Here is an 18,852-nt window from a genome sequence, read left to right on the forward strand (position 1 = left end):
CAATGGCTGGACGCTATGTTGCATCGGACGGGAGGAGCCGTATAGATGCGGCCAGGGCGCCCCGAAACAAGGCCATGCCGAACTTCACTCGCGCGGCGTATGCGCCACTGCTATGTTGGCGGCGTGACAGCGCCGGCCACCGGCGGCAGTAAACAATAATCGGCTCGAGCGGGAACGCCATGTTGAACAGGAACTGCGCCAGGGTGGCGCTCGGAATGCTGTTGGCATTTGAAACAGCGAGCGCCGACATGAATGTCTGGACGCGCGTGGGTCCCGACGGAGGCTCGATACACAGCCTCGAGTATCTCGGCAGCAGCGACAGCGTGGTTCTCGCAGCCACCGGGCGAGGCATCTATCGCAGCGAAGACAATGCACAGAGCTGGCGGCGCGTATTTGCGTATCCGCACACGCACAACGGCGTCGCTCCGATAGCGATCGCCGTCAACCCGGCGAATCCGCAGCAGGTGCTGATGATCTCGTCGAACATCTTTCGCAGCTCGGACGGCGGCAACACTTGGGATTTCGCGCCCACTCGCAGTCCGCCGCGAGGCACGCCGACCAGTATCGCGTTTTCACGTGATGGCGGCGTTGCATGGTTAGGCACCGATGCGGGCGAAATCTTTCGCAGCACCGATGCAGGCGGTAGCTGGGAAGCGCGTAACAATGGCTTGCGCACGATGCCAGTGAATCGGGTCTCGGGTATCCAAGTCGATGCCGCGGATCCGAACGTGGCCTACGCCACGTTCACCGATCGGGTGTCGTATCGAACGACCGATGGCGGCGCGACCTGGGCGCCACTCCCGGGAACGTATTGGGAACTCACCGCATCCCCGGTGACGCCAGGAGCGTTGCTGGCGACGAGTGTGGAATATCCGTTCAAGTCGGCCGATTACGGTGACACGTGGCGGCAAATCGGCCTGCCGCGCTTCTATGAAATTGAGTACTCGCCCGACACGCCGGGTGTCGCGGTGGCGTTGTTCCAAGGCAACCACGTGAGCAGGACCTTCGACGGCGGCTTCATGTGGATCAACAGCGGCGGTGGATTGCCGATCCAAAGCGGTTCGGTGATCGCCATTCAGCCCGGCGATACAGCTCGCTTTCTGATCGGCTCCCAGCTAGGCATTCAGGGAACCTTCGACCGCGGCGTCACCTATAGCGAGAGTACCGCGGGCATCAAGGAAGCAACGTTCCTGAACCTGGTGGTCGCGCAAGACGGCTCCGATCTCATTTACGCACCGGGGTATGACGCGGAGGCGGTGTACCGACGCGATCCAGCGACCGGACAATGGCTCGGTGTGGCCCGCGCTTCGGCACAAGCGGTCCGCGAGCCGGGGCCGTTGCACTACGCCATCACAGCTGTACCCGGCGATGCGAATGTCGTGTACATGGCGCGCAACGGACGTATCGGTCGTTCCGACGACGCCGGAGTAACTTGGACTCAGCTCGCCTCGGTCAACGCAGACTCGCTGAGCTTCGATCCACAGGATCCGCAAATTGGCTACGCGGCCAGCTATTCCTCGGGCATTCACAAGACGACCGACGGTGGCGCGTTCTGGGCGACCATCAACACGGGTTTGACGGCGACTTCCATCAGCGAGGTGCTGATCGATCCGACGGACTCGAATGTTTTGTACGCCGCCAGCCGCTTTGACTTCATGGGCGTGTTCAAGAGCACCGACGGCGGCGAGCATTGGGCGCCGGCCAATACCGGCATCGAAACGCAGGCGGTGTTTTCGATGGTGTTCGAGCCGGGCAATCCCGCAGTGCTGTACGCCGCCACTGGCACCGGCGTCTTCAAGAGCGTGAACGCTGGCGGTTCCTGGGTGAATTCGTACACGGAGCTGGCGGGCGGCGTGGTCGATATCGCGATCGATCCGATCGTACCCAGCAATGTCCATGCGATCGATGGCGCACAGGGTCGCGTGCTGCGCTCCGTCGATGCAGGAACGACGTGGGAAGTCATCTTTCGTCCGTTGCTCGAAAACGGCACTCGCGGCTCTTCGCTGGCGCTGTTGCCAAGTCGCCCTAACGTGATCATCGCGGCCATCATTCCAGACGGTTTGTATGAAACAGAAGTGGCGCCGGATCTGCGCCTTAGCAGCAGCTTACCGATACTCACCGCGAAGACACAGCAATCAGTCCTGCTGAGCGTGCAAAACGCCGGACCCTATGCGGCTTCGCGCGTGCGCTTCGTGGCCACACTACCAGCCGCCGATGGCGAGTACTCGGTACAAGCGAGCAAAGGGAGCTGTGCCGTTATGAATCAACAGGCGACGTGCGAACTCGGAGCTCTGCAAAAAGATTCGGTGGCGGATGTGACAGTGGCATTCACGCCCTCCGCAGCGGGCTCGTCGCTGACTGCGTCGGTGAGCGCGCACGAAACAGATCCAGCGACAGATAACAACTCTGTTTCCATTCCGACACAGCAGCGAGTCGACCCGCCCGCGCCAGGTCCGGGCGGCGGAGGCAACACCGGCGGCGAAGGTGGGGGCGGTGGCAGCAGCGGCGGCGGCAGCAATGGCGGCGGTGGCAGCAGCGGCGGCGGCGGCGGAGGGTCAATCGGGTGGCTGCTGCTCGCCGCGCTCGGACTCATCAGCCGAAACGCGCGACGCTCGAAGTGAAGCGCGGATACTGACACCGCGCTCCTGAATGACGCTTACTTCGGCAGACGCGCAATCATCTGCACCTCGACCACACCACGGCGCGCGAGCAAGGCGGACGTGCCCACGGCCGTCCAGGCTGGATAGGGCGCCTTGATATATTCACCCGCCACTTCGTAGAACGCGTCCCAGTGTTCATCGACGGTGCCCTTGAAGTTGGCCGTCTCCCAGTCGTGGAAGCTGTTGACCATCACCACGTCGGCGAAGCTCGCGCCGGAGGCTTCCAGGCTCGCTTTCAGGCGTTCGAAGCCGCGTCGTACCTGGAGTTTGAACGCGGCCACGTCGGTACTCTCGTTCTCGCGGGGACCGATCACGACGCCGGATAGATAGAGCATGTTGTCGACGCGACGGACCGCGGCGTAACGGTACTCGTCGTACCCCGACTTCTCGCCCTCTGAGGCAAGAATCACCGCACCGTGGGGCGCCGGAATCACCACGGGCCACTGGGTTTCGGCGGCCTGGGCCCCGCCCACGGCTAACAAAGTCATTGCGATCGTTGCTCGAACCATTGCAAGCTCCCTTTTGTTCAGTGGATGAAACGGCGCTGGAAAGGACCGGCATGCTATGTCATCCATTGCGGCTTTCCTTGCAGCGTTCGTCGCGCCCGGCGCACGGTTGGTCGCGCACGCCGGCGAAATCCCGCCGGTTCGCGGTCCGAAACGTCTCGTCAATGAAACGTTCGGATCACTCCGTTTTCGCATCAGGAAACCCACGCCATCATGCAACCCACTCTGGTACTCAGCCTTTTGTTTGTTTTGTTCGCGCCACCCGGAGCGCTGGCGTCGTCGCCCACGAAGATGCGTGCGCTGCTCATGACGGACTACGGCGGCTCGGAAGTGCTGCGTATCGGGGAAGCATCGGTGCCGATGCCATCGAGTGGAGAAGTGCAGATTCGCATTCACGCCGCCGGCGTGAATCCGGTCGACTGGAAAATTCGGGCAGGAAGGCTGCAACGAACCTCGCCCGTCACCCTGCCCTACATTCCCGGCCGCGATGTGGCCGGAATCATTCGCTCGGTGGGCCCGGGCGTGACGCGCTGGAAAGTAGGCGACAGCGTGATCGCGGTGCTAGACGGCGGCGGGTTCGCTGAGTACGTGAATGTTCCCGTCGAGAACGTCGCCCCCAAGCCGGCCAAGCTGAGCTTCGAGGAAGCGGCGGGCATTCCAACCGCGTCGCTCGCGGCCTGGCGCACGTTGATCGTGAACGCCGATATCAAACAGGGTCAGCGCGTTCTGATTCACGGGGGCGCAGGTGGCGTAGGCAGCACGGCAGTCCAGCTGGCACACTGGCGTGGTGCGCACGTCATCACTACCGCATCGGAACGCAATCACGAATATCTCAAAGCGCTCGGCGCCGACGAAGTCATCGACTACCGCACCACTCGGTTCGAGGACGTGGTGAAGAACGTGGACGTGGTGCTCGACACGGTCGGCGGCGAGACGCTGCAACGGTCGCCGGCGGTGTTGCGACAGGGCGGCACGCTGTTGACCATCGTCGGGCGGCCGCCCGCCGAAGCCTGCAGCGAACGAAAGCTGCGCTGTCCCAGTCCAAGCACGGCGACGCGTGCACAGCCTGGAGAGGAGCTCGCCGAACTCGGCAAGCTGTTCGACCAGGGCACATTGAAGATGAACTTGGATGCCAGGTTTCCGCTCGAGCAAGCGACCAAGGCGTTGGAGTTGAGCGAGGGCGGCCACGCTCGCGGCAAGATCATCGTGGTCGTGGTCGATTGACGCGAGCAGCGGGCAAAAAAAAGCTCCAGCAGGACACCCTGCTGGAGCTTTCAAGCTTTTGGGATCACGCGGCGGCCGCTCCTACGCCTCCCATGAAGGTCAGCGAGTCGGCAGCGCGACGGCACTCGCGCGGAGTCACGCCATGGAAGCGACGTAACGCGCGGAACAGCGTCGAGCGGGAGTCGAAGCCGACCACCTTCACGATGTCTTCCACCGCCATTTCACTTCCACGCAACAACCGACCGGCGACCGTCGTGCGCTTACGCTGCAGATACTCGTGCGGCGTCACTTCGTGAATGTGCTTGAACAATCGCAGGAAGTGATGCCGCGACAGGAACGCGGCGCGAGCCATGTCACCCAGCATCAACGGCTTGTCGAAGTTGGAGTGAATGAAATCGGTGGCCAGCGACACCCGACGCAGGATCTCGCGACGTGTGGCGGCACGACGCACCGGCACGCCGCGCGCCCGCTGCAAGACATCCCGATGCCGGGCCAGCATGCGCTCCAGCAGGAACGCAAACTGTTCCTCGAACCACAACGGGTCGTTCAAGCCCATCTCGCAATGACGGCGGATGAACAGCAGCACAGGCGTGACCCCCCGGTCGTGGGTCTGCAGATGAGGGATGAAAGGCAGCGCGGCCGAGACCTGCGCTTCCCCCTCGTCCAGCAGACGGTCGTCCGGCGTGATCAATGCGCCGAGCACTTCTTCCGGCATGCCCCGGCGAAACAGCACCGTCAACACGTTGACCGGCTCGGAACCGCGAATACGGACCGTGGCCGGACCTGCGGGGATCGGTAACCAGGTGTCGTCGTCGACTGCAATGCGCCGGTTGTCCAGCGTGACTTCCTGACGCCCGCCCCATGCGCTCAACAGCGCAAAGCGCTCACCGTCCAGCGAGTAATCGGCGACCTGCGTATGCAGGCTCACCACGGTATTTTCGGTGCTGGGCTGTCGCGCCAACGCCGCACTGAGATCACCACTCACCATCTCATGGGTTCGACGGAGAATCATCCCGTTACCCCTCCCCGTTGCTTAGCAGTCAACACCGGCGGCAACACCGGCTTCACCGGAACCGCGACCGAGCCCGATGGGCGCTCGTCGCGATCCCGCCCTAAAACGTGACACATCCTGGAAATCGGTTGAGTTGTTACCATTTCCGCGCCAAATGGCGTCGTCTACAAGCGGTTTACGATGATCTGATTGCGGCATGCGGTGAAAGGTTGCAGTTGGCCAGTCACTTCAGTCAGGCGTCGAGTGAATTACGCAATGAATGAGACGGGTCCGCGCATCCAGTCAAGCCAGTTCACAGCAAGACTTGATGCCGGCAGCGAGCTCAACGTTGCAGCAACGCCACGATCAGATACGCGCGGCGCATTTCTGGCCGCTTCGGGCTAAAGACGAGTCAGGGGCCTCGGGAAAGACACCGGCGCGCAAAAAGAATTCAGCCAGCGTCGGTTGCGATAGATGCGGCTAGGCGCAAGCGGCGTCGCGCGGGTAAAATCGCGCCCGTTTAGAATTTGTCCAGACGCATCATGCCCATTGCTCACGAACACAACCTTGCGCACCCCGTGCCGCGCGACTGCCAGTTCGGCATCCGTGTCAAATTGCGCTCCACCGATCCGTTCAAGAACCTGGTCGGCGGCGACTGGACGCGCGAGCATTGGTACGCCACGCGCGAGGAGCGCGATCGCATGCTCAAGGAAATGAGCGGCCGCTACATCTACTTCCGCCCGGGCGACCGCCCGACGCTGGAATTCGAAAAGATCGACCGCTGAGTCGAGGCTTAGAAGGTCCTGCCGAGGAACAGGTAAAAGGCCTTCTCCCCTTCCTGATCGTAGCCCGTCGCCAGATAGACGGGCCCGAGCGGTGAGTCCACGCCCAGGAACAGGCTGGCGTTCTTACGCAGGTCGCCGAAGCTGGCGTCGCCGCTGTCGAGCCAGGTATTGCCTGCTTCGAACGACAGCCCCGCATAAGCGGGAAAGTCCAACACTCCTTCGCCACCGCGGCCGATGCGCCGCTGATAAATGAGCCGGCCGATGCCATAGTGCGGCCCGGCCAGGTAACCCGGCGGCAAGCCGGACAGCCGCAAGAAGCCACCCAGCGAGTAAAAATTCTCCGGTCGCGCGAACTCGGCGTCGGCCGTGGTGCCGCCCTCCAGCCACATGATCAACGTGTGGCGATCGAACGAGCGCGCCACCAGCCAGGACGTTTCGAACGCATCGAGATTTTCTTCCGAGCCGATGTTGGAGCGCTCGCCCCGCCACTGGAATTCGAACTGCTGACCGTGGCGTGGAAAGAAAATGCTGTCCAGCTTGTCGTAGGAGAAGCGAGCGAAGTAGCCGCCGCGATCGAACTCGTCCACCGGCAGCGTGGGATCGCCGATCAACACACGAGCGCGACCGGTGCCACGACGCATGCCGAGCCGCACTTCGCCCCAATTGGAAATCTCGCGCCCGAAGTCCAGGCCGCCTTGCAAGGTACGCACGCGATACTCGGCGAGCAGGTCGCGCCCTTGCAGTTGGAACACGCTGCGCTCTTCGAAATCGATGCTGGGCGCGATGAAATAACGGCTGGCCAGCGACAGCGGCTGATAGAACTCGGTGAACACCTTGGGGTTGTCGCCGATCTGCAAGTCGGTGAGCCATTCGGCGCCGAGGCCGTTCAACTCGGTGGAAATCAAGCGCAGCGCCGCGTTGTAGCGGCTGGTGCCCTCGAAGTTGTCTTCGAGATTCAAGCCGAACCGCACGTAATTCGGGCCCCAGCTCTTGCGCCGCAGGTCCAGCTCGAGCCCGGCGCGGCCGTCCTCTTCGATCAGGTTGTAATCGATGGACTCGAAGCGATCCAGCGCATACAGCGACTGCAACTGCTTGCGCACGCGATCAGAATCCATGGCCTTGCCGATCAGGTTGCTCATGGTCGCCTTGACCAGCGGGTCATATTCCATCGAGCGCGGATCGGCGCGCACGAACTCGACGGTCGGCAGACTGCTGTCCCGTGGATTGCGGGTCGCGAGGTATCGCAGATAACCCTCTTCGCTGAGCGCCAGCCTTTTCAGCGATGGAATCTCCTCTCTCGCGCCGGCCTCGCCGGCGCGCACTGCCTGCATCACCCGCCCGAAGTCCGCTGAGGGAAATCGACCCAGCGGCGGCTCGATGATGATGTCGCTCGGCCCGAGCAGCGCGCGTTGTTGGCGTGTGCGGCCGCGAATCAGGATGGCGAACGCCTGGTTGGTGATTTCGATGGGCGATTTCAGATCTTCGCTGGCGTACAGCGGGAAACTCACATCGACCACGATCAGCACGTCGACCTGCATCGAGCGCGCAATTTCTACGGGCAGGTTCTCCACCAGCCCGCCATCCACCAGCAGCCGGCCGTCGCGTTCGGCGGGCGCGAATACACCGGGCGCGGACATGCTGGCGCGCATTGCCGTGACCAGATCGCCGGAATCCATGATCACGGCCTCGCCGGTCTCGAGGTCCGTCGCGACCGCGCGAAACGGGATGGGCAAGCGATCGAAATTCGAAATCGCCGCCACCGGCAGCGACGCGCCACGCAGCACCTGCTCCAGCTTCTGCCCCTGAACGAGCCCGCGGGGTAGCGCAAAGCCCTGGTCGGTCAAGCCCAACGCATAACGCACCAGAAATTCCCTATCGTCCTGCTTGCGACGGTAGCCGAGCTCCTCGCGTGGCGGCCGATCGCGAAACGCGTCTTCCCAATTCACCGAGCGCAGCAGCTTTTCGATCTCCGCCACCGGCATACCCGAGGCGTACAGCCCGCCGACCACCGCGCCCATGCTGGTGCCGGCGATGGCGTCGATGGGAATGCGCATCTCATCGAGCACTTTCAACACGCCGACGTGCGCGGCGCCACGCGCGCCTCCTCCACTCAGGACCAGGCCGACACGGGGGCGAGCCTGTTCAGCGCTAGCAGCCAACGACGCTGATATCGACGACGCGCCGAGGACCAGCGCGATGAACATTGCGGTCAACGACGCAGGGAAGCGCCGCGCGCGGCATGCGAGTGGGGCCTTCATCCGGAAAGTATAGGGCAGAGCTTGTGAGGTCGAACCGTGGCCGATAGGCTTTTTGCATGTCGTCCGCCCGTCGCCCATTTGCAACGCCGCTTTGGCTCGCGCTAGCCATCCCGGTCATTGGCGAGCTGGCGGCGCTCAGCGCCGGCCCGGTACACGCCGATCCGCCGCGTCGCCGGCTCAACGATGCCAACGCTCAATGGCAGTACTACGGAGGCGATGCCGGCGGCATGCGCCACAGCGCCGCCAAACAGATCACGCGAGCAAACGTCGATCAACTGGAAATCGCCTGGACCTATCGCACCGGCGAACTCGGTGTCGGGTTCGTGCGCGCCGACAAATTATCCTTCGAAGCGACGCCGATTCTGGTGAGCGACACGCTGTATCTCAGCACGCCCACCAACATCGTGATCGCGCTCGCCGCCACCACCGGCAAATTTCGCTGGCGTTACGATCCAAAAATCCCCCGTCATCTGCACTATGCCGAAGCCACGTCGCGCGGCGTTTCGTGGTGGACCGATGAGCTCGCCACGCCGAACACTCCTTGTTCACAACGCATTTTCATCGGCACTTTGGATGCAAGATTGATTGCCGTGGATGCGCGCACTGGCGTGCCATGCGCGGACTTTGGGAACGGCGGCAGCGTCGATCTGGCAGCTGCGGCTCGCCCCACGAAACCTGGCGAATATCTGGTGACATCGCCGCCGGCTGTTTATCGCGATCTGATCATCGTAGGCTCGGCCATCGGTGACAATCGCGCCGTCGAACTGGAGCGCGGCATTATCCGCGCGTTCGACGCCCGCACCGGTCTGCAACGCTGGTCATGGGATCCGATTCCAACCAACACTGACGAAGCAAAAGCACGCGGCTGGACCGAAGAATCCGCGCGCAAAACCGGCGGGGCGAACGCCTGGTCCATGCTTTCCGTCGATGTCGGCCGCGGGCTGCTGTTCATTCCCACGGGCAGCGCAAGCCCGGACTTTTTCGGCGGCGAACGTCTCGGCGACAACAACTACGCCAACTCTCTCGTCGCCTTGCGAGCCAGCACCGGTGAGCTGGTCTGGCAGCGCCAGCTGGTCCATCACGATCTGTGGGATTACGACCTGGCCGCGCAGCCCATGCTGATCGACATCGATCGTGAGGGCAAAGCCATTGCCGCGGTGGTGCAGGCGACCAAGACCGGCATGCTGTTCGTGTTCGATCGCGAGACCGGCGAGCCGGTGTTCGAAATCGTCGAACGTCCGGTGCCAGTGTCGGATGTTGCAGGCGAGACAGCGTCGCCGACGCAACCGTTCCCCGCCACGCCGCCGCTGCTCTCGCACGCTGCGGTCACGCCCCAGGATGCGTGGGGCCTGACGATGTTCGATCGTGCCCGCTGCCGCGATCTCATCGGCAAATATCGCTCGGAAGGGTTGTTCACGCCGCCGAGTCTGCAAGGAACGATTCTGTCGCCGAGCTTCGTCGGCGGCGTGAACTGGGGCGGTCTGGCGTTCGATCCCGAGCGGCAGCTCGTCCTGGCTCCGGTCAACCACGTCCCCATGGTGGTGACATTGGTGGCGCGCGACGAGCTCAAACCCATGCGCGACTCCGGCAGTTTCCTTGATTCCGAGTTCGCCAATCAGGCCGGCGCTGCATACGGCATGCGTCGCGAAATGCTGGCCTCGCCGTTTGGCCTGCCCTGCACGGCGCCGCCCTGGGGAACCCTGGCCGCGGTCGATCTGCGGCGCAATGAGATCCGCTGGCAGGTCACGTTGGGCTCGACGCGCGATCGCACGCCCTGGTTCGTGCCGTCGCGGACCATCGGCATGCCCAATATGGGGGGGCCGATCGTCACGGCGGGCGGACTGGTGTTTATCGCCGCGGCCACCGACAATTATCTGCGCGCTTTCGATATCGAGACCGGTCGCGAGCTTTGGAAGGGTCGATTACCGGCGGGCGGCCAGGCAACTCCCATGACTTACGAGCTTGCCGGGCGTCAGTTTGTAGTGATTGCGGCCGGGGGACATGGCGGGCTGAAAACCAAGCAGGGCGACTACGTCATCGCCTTCGCACTGCCGCCGGCCGATTGACGACGCTTCAACAACGGGTTTCATCATGCGTGGATTGCGCTTCGGTTCGACGGCCCTGCTGAGCTGCACGGCGCTGGGTCTGGTCACGGTTCAGGCCGCAGAGCGAGATCCGGCAAAACGAGTCGAGGAAGTCGTGGTCACGGGCCTGCGCCAGCCGGAACAGCTGCGCGACTTCGCCGGCAGCATCTCGCTGGTCAAGGCCGAGGACGTGACCCTGGTCGGCTCCACTCATCACAACGAAATCCTGAATCGCGCGCCGGGCGCGATGATCCAGCGCAACAGCGGCCAGGAAAGTCTCACGGCGATTCGTTCGCCGGTTTTGAGCGGCCCGGGCTCGTGCGGCGTGTTCCTGTTTCTCGAGAACAGCGTGCCGATCCGCCCTACCGGCTTTTGCAATGTGAACGAGCTGTTCGAGGTGAACAGCGAACAGGCCGGCTCCATCGAAGTGCTGCGCGGACCCGCCGGTGTGCTCTACGGTTCGGGCGCGATGCATGGCGCGATCAATATCATCACCGCCGCGCCGGCTGATCTGCCAGCGCGCAGCCTGGCGCTCGAAGGCGGGCCGGACGAGTACTATCGCGGCAAGCTCGGCCTGAGTCACACGGGCCAGGCGACCGACATCGGCGGCGTCGTGGTTGCGACTCATGACGGCGGCTGGCGCGCCAGCTCGGGAATCGACGAGCAGAAGTTGAATATCGGCCTCGTGCATCGTCGCGGCGACGCGCTGCTTGGTTTGAACCTGGCGGCCACCAACCTGGAACAGGAAACCGCGGGATTCATCCAGGGCTTCAACGCGTATCGCAACGAGACGATCGCCGAATCCAATCCCAATCCGGAGGCCTATCGAGATGCGTATGCGGTGCGGCTCACGGGCAGTTATGAACAACCGTTGAGCGAGCGAGTGCAGCTGTCCGTGCGTCCCTACGCTCGCTATTCACGCATGGATTTCATACAGCACTTTTTGATCGGCAAGCCGTTCGAAGAGAACGGTCAGGAATCGATGGGCGTGTTGACGGCGCTGGACATCACTGCCTTCAACAACACGCGCCTGCTGACCGGTGTCGATGTCGAATTTGCACAAGGCTTCCTGAAAGAAACACAGCCCGGCCCCGCGACCGATGGCGCGCCCGCGGCCAACGCCATCCGTCCGGCGGGCAAGCACTACGATTATCAAGTCGACAGCCGGGTGGCGGCGATGTACGGACAGATCGAGCAACCGTTCGCGCAGCGGTGGAAAGCCATTGGCGGCGTGCGTTACGAGTATGTCGATTACGACTATGACAATCGGATGATCAGCGGCAACACCGCCGACAACGGTACGCCCTGCGGCGCTGCTGGCTGTTTGTTCAATCGCCCGGCGGATCGCAGCGACAACTTCGACAATGTGACATCCAAGCTGGGGCTGAGCTATGAAGTGGCCCCGGATCACACCTTATATCTGACCGCCACGCGCGGTTATCGCGCGCCCGACACGAGCGAGCTGTATCGACTGCAGCGACAACAATCGGTGGCGGATCTGGATTCGGAACGTCTGGACAGCTTCGAGCTGGGCGCGCGCGGCGCGTTCGGGCTGTTGAGCTATTCGCTGGCCGGCTTCCAGATGGACAAGGAGAATGTGATCTTCCGGGACGCGAACGCTTTCAACGTCAGTGACGGCCGCACCGAGCACGAAGGCGTCGAATACGAGTTCGCATGGCAGCCCATCGAGTCCCTGTCACTGGCGCTGGCAGGCACTTACGCCAAGCACACCTACGACTTCGATCGCGTCGTCGAGCAGGGCGAGACCATCGTTGCCGGTCGCGATGTGGACACCGCGCCTCGTCATATCAACACGGCGCGACTCAACTGGAGTTTCCTGCCGGCGGCCGCGGCGGAGCTGGAATGGGTTTCGGTCGGCAGTTACTTCGTCGACGCATCGAATAACAACAAGTACGGCGGCCACGACCTGCTGAACCTGCGCGTGAGTTGGCGCGCCACCGAGAACTGGCGCGCCATCGCTCGTCTGAACAACGTGACCGACCGCGCCTATGCCGATCGCGCCGACTTCGCCTTCGGCAACTATCGTTACTTCCCCGGCCGCGGCCGCACGCTGTTCGTCGAACTGCGCTACGAAACGGACTGATCGCCAAAGCTGAAGAGCTCAGCCAGGTCGACGCTCACGTCCAGCGAGGGCACGACCAACGTTCCCGGCGCTCGCGTGGACACCTGCTCCACGAATGCTCCGCCATGCGGTGCGCTGTAGCAGTCGAGCTGTGTCACGCCGAGATCCACCAGCCACGCATCCTGCACGCCGTACGCAGCATACAGTGGCATCTTGACTTCACGATCGTACAGCCAGGTGCTGTCACTCACCTCGATCACCAACAGCACGTCGCGCGCGGTCGGGTGGGCATCCCGATAACGTCCGCGCCGCGGCCGCGCCAGAATGAGATCGGGCTGCGGCTCCGTGTGGCGATTCAGCCGAAGGGGATATTGTTCCAGGACCAGCGCACCCTCGCCCACCACTTTCATCAGCTGATCACGCAGCCATGCGACCGTGGCCGCGTGCCGACATCCCATCGGAGGCATATGGTAGATCTCTCCTTCGATCAGCTCGGTCCGCGCATCCGGCTCGAGCAAGCCGACCTCGGCCATGCGGTAGTACTGCTCGACCGAAAACCGGTGTGGGCAGTGCACGCTGTCGCTGATTGCGTTGGTAACCATGTGGGAAAGACCTTAGCAGCGGCGCTATGGCGCGAAACGGGCCGATGTTTTGGCGATTCACCTGGAAATGCAACAACTATTCAGCACGGAACAGTGTAGGAGGCGGATTTCGATCCGCGGCCTTTCCGCGCATCGCTCTCCGCGCGTTGCGCGCGGAAACAAAGAGGCCCGGCGAAGCCGGGCCTGACAAATCAACAGCGCAAGAAAAATCAAAGAATGCTTTCGAAGGCGATCGAGCCGTCCAGATTCGCGGAGCCGAGCGGCCCGGCGTACGATCCCTTGTCGCCATGCAATGCCATGTAATTGAGCAGCACGGTCTCCACCAGCAGGTTGACATTGTTGGCCGCAGGGCTGCTGCTGGTGACCACGTCGCCACCCGCAGTGTAATAACCAAGCTGCTGATGACGCGCGGCTCGTGGGGTACCGGCCTCGAGCAACGTGGCGCGGCCGGTGGGGCTGAACACGAGGAAGAAGGAAGCGGCGGTTTGCTGATTGTCGCCGGTCCATTCGCCCTTGCCACGGCCGCCCATCGAATCGTCGACTCGACCATTCGATGACACCGAGCCGTCGCTGAAAACGTAGATCATCAAAGGCACATCGAGCCGTGCCGCGTACTCCAGGCACGCACCGATGCAACGGCCAGCACGCAGATCGCGCGCTTCACCCGTGGCCCGCTCGCCCGTGTGATAGTCGAAGCCGCCCATGGTGATGGTGCCGGCGCCGGCATTGCCTCTGACCACCAGTTTCATCACCGACGCGGTCTTCTGAAACTCGCCGTCGCCGCCGAAATTGGCGCCGAACAACTCGGTGATGATCGTGTCTTCGCGCGGGTCGAGATCGCCGGGGCCGCTGAACTGATCGACGGTGTCGGCGGTCTTGAGATACGCGCAGCGGAACAGCCTTTTCACCTCGGCATCCTCGCTCAAGCGGGTATCGACGCGACCGAGCTTGTGCTCGGTGAGTCGATACATGGCCTCGAGCGTACGGACGGTGTCGTCCTTGCTGAGAATGGTGGCGACATCGCCGGTGTCGACCAGGCCGGTCACGTCGCTGGCGCGATCGATCTTGGTGGGTCGGAACTGCGGGTCGATGTGCAGGGCCGGCGCCATGGAGTTGCCGCCGGACTCGGAATTCTGCGAGCCGATCAAATTGAGCAACTTGCCTTTGACGCCATACCGGGCCAGGGCGTACATCGGATTGTGCGGGTTGTTGCCGGTGTCGTTCTCCGAACGGGCGGCGATCACCGCGCCGTTGACCCGATCGCGCGTGGTCTGGGTGGTCATCTCGATCATGCCGCGCAGGAACGCGCTGTCGGTGTGAAACGCCAGGCCGAACTGCGTGTCGATGAAATTGGTTTGCGAGTTGTTCGGCAACATGTTGCCGGGCAGGCCTTGCTTCGCATAACCCTGCGTGCTCAGAAAGTCGAGCTGTCCGCCCTGCTGTCCCACCAGCACGTTCGAGCCGGCGATGTTCGCGCCGCCCGCCAGGTCGAAACAGATGAACGGAATCTTCTGATCGCCGAGGCCGGTCAAACCGCACTCCACGGCGTCGGGGTCCAGATTGGGATCGAGCTCCGCCCTGGCCCGGCGGGGCAACAGGCCCAGCGCCGACGGCACGACCACCGTCGCGGCGCCGGTCGTGAAGCCCTGCGCCAGAAAGTCGCGACGAGTTACCGGACGCTTGTGCGCACCGTGCTTCAACGGCTCGTTCAGGCCCAGAGCACGTTTGCGTCGTGATTTGATGATGAACATGCAACTGCCTCTTACTGAACCAGGGTCGCGGCGCTGCCGAGCGCGGCGCCGCACGCCGCCTTGATCACATCGGCCGTGCGCGTGTCGCTGCAGGCACTCGAGCTACACAAGGTCATGACCAGACCGCCCACGGCATCGTTGAATTCCGCGTCGGTCGGCTGAGCGGTGCCGCTGCCGATCGCCTTTTCGTGCAGCCGCGCGATCAACGCCTCGCCGTTCGCGTTCAGCGACGCGCCGCTGGTGAGAGCGCCCGAGAAGTTCACGCTTGGCCCGAAGAACGCGTCGCGCAGCGACACGTTGTTCACCATGACGTTGCAATAAGTCAGCGCCAGCTGCGCCACCGCGGTTTGATGCGACGACAGGTAGCCTTGCACGTCATGCACCGCCGGCAGCGACTGACGCACGTTGTTATATGAGCGCTTCACATCGGCCTGGTTGGGATCCACACCCGTGATCGAAGCCATGGTCGCGTTGATCGCGTCGAACAGCTTCACGCCGATGTCGGAGCTCGGAGCTGCCAGCACCGGCGGCTGTCGCGTACCGGCGGTGTACTTGGTGCATTGGTCCAGCGCCGTGCCCAGCTGATCGAAGCACAGGAAGAACTGGTCGAACTCGGGGCCGCGCTCCAGCGGCACGATGGTGCCGATCGAGGACAGCAGCTGGCCGGTCTCCGGCGAGTACTGATCGTCGCTGATCACAGTTTCGAGCGGACGATAAGCCTGACCCACCGCCGCTTCCACGCCGTTGACGCCGATGCGCATGCTACGCAGCGGGATGCTGCCCGGCCTCGCTTGCGCGTCGAGGCTGATGAACTTCGGACTGGTGAACAGATAGCCGAAGCTGTCGTACTGCGTGGCCTCGAACATGATGTACGCGCGCGGCACGTCGATGAGATGGGACACGCCGAACAGCAGGAAGAACTTCTGCCCGACGCCGGCCTCGAAATTCTGCTGGATCTGCTGCAGGTTCAGCGCGCGATTGTGAATCGCCACCAGGCGCACCACGCCCTGCCATTGACGGTCGCCGCTCACCTCGTTGCCGAGCACGAAGGCGAAGCTGTTGTCCCACGAGTCGAGAGTGCCGCCACCGGCGCCGTCCATGTCACCCGTGAACTCGCCGTTCACATAGATGCGGCGGCCGTTCACCGGATCGAACGTCATGACCACGTGCTGCAACGAAGCCTGCAAGCGCTCGGCGGCGTCGGCGGTGGCCAGCTTGATCTCGCCGTTGCCGTTCGTCTCGCTGCTGCGATTGAAGAACTCGTAGTTGTACAGGTTCTGGCCGAGGGTGAAGTTGCGCGCCGTGGTGCTGCCGGAATAGCTGATGATGCGAGCGTCTTCCTGCGTCACGTTACCAGGCACGACCCACGCCTCGAGCGAATATTCGCCGGTCGCGGTGATCAGCTGATGGAATTTGCGGCTGGTGGTGGTCGAGGCCTGCGCCTTGCCGCCGCGGATGTTGATGCCGTAGCCGCCCACCCAGGTCACGTCGCCGGACAGATTCAGATCGGCGGCGGGCGCGACGCCGCTGGTGTCGTAAGCGACCGCGCCCTGGCCGGTCTTGAACTCATACAGCGCGATCAGCGCACTCTCGTAACGGTTGCCACCGCTTGCGAGCGTGCCGTCATACAAAGTGACCGCGTTGCTCAGCATGCCCGGAGGCGTGTCCTCGGTGTCGATCTGATCGGCCATCGCCCGGATCAGATCCTCGAGCTCGCGCGCGTCGGCTGCGCAATCGTTGAAGCAGTTGTGCTGCTCGTTGCGCAGACGAATCACGAAGCGCGACGCCGCCGGATTCTCCAGATTGATCTTGGGAATGGAGGCGAGATACGCCTCTTTGAACGCATCCGAGTTGTTGTTCGCATCGGTCGGGGCCGTGCCCTGGGCGAAGTAAGGCGTCTGCGCGGTGGCCGAGTTCGCCTGATGGCAACCCGAGCACCACTGGTCGAGCTTGGCGTACACCGGCCCGAACAACGCGGGCACGTTGACATTCGGATCGTCCGGCGCGGGGAAGCGCTTGCTACCGCCCGGCGTGACGACCGGCGGCTCTTCCAACTGGATCTGTCGACCACCGGTGCCGCTCGCACCGACCCAGTCGCCGATCCAGCGCGTCAGAATGGCGGCGCACGCGCCCGGATCCGGCAGCCAGCAGTTGTGACCGCCAGCGACCTTGGTGACGAGGGGCGACTGCGCCGGCATCTCGCGATTGACCACGCCGCTGGCCTGTTGATAAGCCTGATTCACATCGTCCGAGCGCGCGAACGTCGGCGCCTGGCCGCCGGCGTTGTGACAGCTGCCGCAACGATCGCCGGCCCGCACGTTTTCCCAGAACGCGACGCGGAATGCCTGAATGTCCGAAGTGGCGGGCGGCGGACCGTTATAGGTCGGGCCTGCACTGGGACCATCGGTGATCGGATTGGTGGCCGTGCCCGAGCCGCCACCGCAACCCGCCAGAGCAACCATGCCTAACGTCGCCAGCGCGGCGAACCGGGTCAGCCTGTGACGCATGCCGAGAGTCCCGCTGAATGAGTGAGCGCGCATTTGTTTCTTGATGCTCATGTAATCCATTAGGGCTGCGGGCTCGCGCAGAACGCGGCCGTCTCGGCGAAGACAGTGCGCAGACTGCCGCCGCCGTTGGTGAAGCGCTCGGCGATGTCCTCGACCGCCGTGGCTTCCTGTGTGCTCGCTGGCGAGCGGAAGCAGACCTTGCGGAACACTTTCTCCGCCTGGCACTGAGCGAACGCGCCGCTATAGGCGAGCTCCTGTCCCATGCTCTTGGCGCCGTTGCCGCTGCCCGGCAGATCGGCCCACCCGAGCACGTTCACGTCGTTGCGACCGGGCAGGCGCATGCGGTTCTCCCAGGCGTCGTTCGGCGTGACGTAGCCGGGCTTGAAGTTGTCCTGATTGATCAGGTACTTCGGCTGCACCTGTCCAGGCGTGTACACCAGCCGCCCGAGCGTCTCGTCGAAGTCGTAGTACGCGAATGCCTGCGCCATGGAGTCCATGACCGAGTGGCAGCCGATGCAATTGTTGTTGAACACGCTGCTGTCGCCGCCCGGGCTGCGAGTCACGTCCTGGCGGATGCGATCGGGTGGCTTGGTGATATCCGCGATCTGTTCCATGTCGCGGCACAGGTGGTTCAGCATGGTGAAGCGAAACATCGCGCGGTTGGTGCCGTCGATGAAGAACGCCTCGGCGCCGGCGCGCGATGTGATCACGCCGGCGGTCGCGCTGGAGGGCAGGCCGTTCAGCGAAGACTGCGCGGTACGTTGCAGGGTGCGCAGGTCGACGTTGTTACTTTCCAGCGCTTCGTAATGAGCATTGCTGGTGGGTGAATACGGCGTCACGCCAGTGCCGATATACACCACGTCGTCGAACAACACCTGGCGGAAGTCGGCGTCGTCCTTGACCAGGCCGATCACCGTGGCGGTGTAATCATTGAGCGGCGCGAACACGCTTTGATCGCGATTGGTCCACGGCGCGGCGAAGTTCTTCAGCGTGACGCTGTAGAAGTTCCGCGAATGCAGCTGCCCCGGGTCGATGATGAAATGGGCAGTGGCCGTGAGGCCGCTGTCCTCGATCATGTCTTCCAGCTGAGTGAGCAGCCCCTCGGACGGCGGCGTACCGGTGAGCCGCTCGTACATGCGCCGCGCCTGGGCGCGTTCGGTTGGACCGGCGAGCGCCTGTTGTCCCCACGCCAAGCTCGTCACCGCCGCAGCCAATGCGACTGCTCGAGCGAGCGGCGAGGTTCCGTTGCTTCGTTTCATGTTGCTCATGCAGCTCATCCGGGGCAGGAGATCTACTCTCGGCATCGCCCACGATTACTGAAATTGGATTGCCTGGAGACCGCCCGCCGTATGCCTTCAAAGTCAGCGGTCCTCTGACAGTGGTGGCGGACTATACGGTCGC

13 protein-coding genes are annotated in these 18,852 nt (G+C 63.3%); 5 read left to right on the plus strand and 8 right to left on the minus strand.

Going from position 1 to position 18,852, the window contains the following annotated elements:
• Positions 1–13: 13 nt before the first annotated feature.
• Positions 14–250 (minus strand): hypothetical protein, encoded by a 237-nt coding sequence (locus tag JM946_RS21880; protein ID WP_203169505.1) that lies wholly within the window; start codon positions 248–250, stop codon positions 14–16.
• Here JM946_RS21880 and JM946_RS21885 point away from each other — a divergent pair.
• Positions 249–2,621, plus strand: coding sequence for a DUF11 domain-containing protein (locus tag JM946_RS21885; protein ID WP_203169506.1), 2,373 nt, complete (start codon positions 249–251; stop codon positions 2,619–2,621). The genes JM946_RS21880 and JM946_RS21885 overlap by 2 nt on opposite strands.
• Before the next feature lie 35 nt (positions 2,622–2,656).
• Here the strand turns inward: JM946_RS21885 and JM946_RS21890 are convergent, their stop codons facing one another.
• Positions 2,657–3,148, minus strand: a complete 492-nt coding sequence (locus JM946_RS21890; protein ID WP_203169507.1) for a Rid family hydrolase — start codon at positions 3,146–3,148, stop codon at positions 2,657–2,659.
• A gap of 231 nt (positions 3,149–3,379) precedes the next feature.
• Between JM946_RS21890 and JM946_RS21895 the strand changes: the two genes are divergently transcribed.
• Positions 3,380–4,390, plus strand: coding sequence for an NADP-dependent oxidoreductase (locus tag JM946_RS21895; RefSeq protein ID WP_203169508.1), 1,011 nt, complete (start codon positions 3,380–3,382; stop codon positions 4,388–4,390).
• Between the two features lie 64 nt (positions 4,391–4,454).
• Here JM946_RS21895 and JM946_RS21900 read toward each other — a convergent pair whose 3' ends face one another.
• Positions 4,455–5,402, minus strand: a complete 948-nt coding sequence (locus JM946_RS21900; RefSeq protein WP_203169509.1) for a helix-turn-helix domain-containing protein — start codon at positions 5,400–5,402, stop codon at positions 4,455–4,457.
• 521 nt (positions 5,403–5,923) lie between these two features.
• Between JM946_RS21900 and JM946_RS21905 the strand changes: the two genes are divergently transcribed.
• Entirely contained in the window at positions 5,924–6,166 is a 243-nt protein-coding gene (locus JM946_RS21905; RefSeq protein WP_203169510.1) for a hypothetical protein, read from the plus strand.
• A gap of 8 nt (positions 6,167–6,174) precedes the next feature.
• Here the strand turns inward: JM946_RS21905 and JM946_RS21910 are convergent, their stop codons facing one another.
• Positions 6,175–8,424, minus strand: a complete 2,250-nt coding sequence (locus JM946_RS21910) for a patatin-like phospholipase family protein (protein ID WP_218043047.1) — start codon at positions 8,422–8,424, stop codon at positions 6,175–6,177.
• A gap of 56 nt (positions 8,425–8,480) precedes the next feature.
• Here JM946_RS21910 and JM946_RS21915 point away from each other — a divergent pair, with 56 nt between their 5' ends.
• Together JM946_RS21915 and JM946_RS21920 are read left to right on the plus strand one after the other, a co-directional pair.
• Positions 8,481–10,490 carry a pyrroloquinoline quinone-dependent dehydrogenase gene (locus JM946_RS21915; RefSeq protein ID WP_203169512.1) on the plus strand — a complete coding sequence of 670 codons (2,010 nt, stop codon included), beginning with the start codon at positions 8,481–8,483 and terminating at the stop codon, positions 10,488–10,490.
• 25 nt (positions 10,491–10,515) lie between these two features.
• The gene (locus tag JM946_RS21920) at positions 10,516–12,612 is read left to right on the plus strand and encodes a TonB-dependent receptor (protein ID WP_203169513.1); all 2,097 of its coding nucleotides are present in this window, start codon (positions 10,516–10,518) and stop codon (positions 12,610–12,612) included.
• Here the strand turns inward: JM946_RS21920 and JM946_RS21925 are convergent.
• The 4 genes from JM946_RS21925 to JM946_RS21940 form a co-directional block, all read right to left on the minus strand.
• Positions 12,597–13,193: a Uma2 family endonuclease gene (locus JM946_RS21925; protein ID WP_203169514.1), complete on the minus strand. Its 597-nt coding sequence runs from the start codon at positions 13,191–13,193 to the stop codon at positions 12,597–12,599. The genes JM946_RS21920 and JM946_RS21925 overlap by 16 nt on opposite strands.
• A 209-nt stretch (positions 13,194–13,402) precedes the next feature.
• Positions 13,403–14,944 carry a hypothetical protein gene (locus JM946_RS21930; RefSeq protein WP_203169515.1) on the minus strand — a complete coding sequence of 514 codons (1,542 nt, stop codon included), beginning with the start codon at positions 14,942–14,944 and terminating at the stop codon, positions 13,403–13,405.
• Between the two features lie 11 nt (positions 14,945–14,955).
• A complete protein-coding gene (locus tag JM946_RS21935) occupies positions 14,956–17,451 on the minus strand; it encodes a LamG domain-containing protein (protein WP_203169516.1) in 2,496 nt (831 codons plus the stop codon).
• A 59-nt stretch (positions 17,452–17,510) separates the two neighbouring features.
• A complete protein-coding gene (locus JM946_RS21940; RefSeq protein ID WP_203169517.1) occupies positions 17,511–18,719 on the minus strand; it encodes a hypothetical protein in 1,209 nt (402 codons plus the stop codon).
• Positions 18,720–18,852: the final 133 nt, after the last annotated feature.

The organism is Steroidobacter gossypii (genome assembly GCF_016801985.1).
GTDB lineage: Bacteria > Pseudomonadota > Gammaproteobacteria > Steroidobacterales > Steroidobacteraceae > Steroidobacter > Steroidobacter gossypii.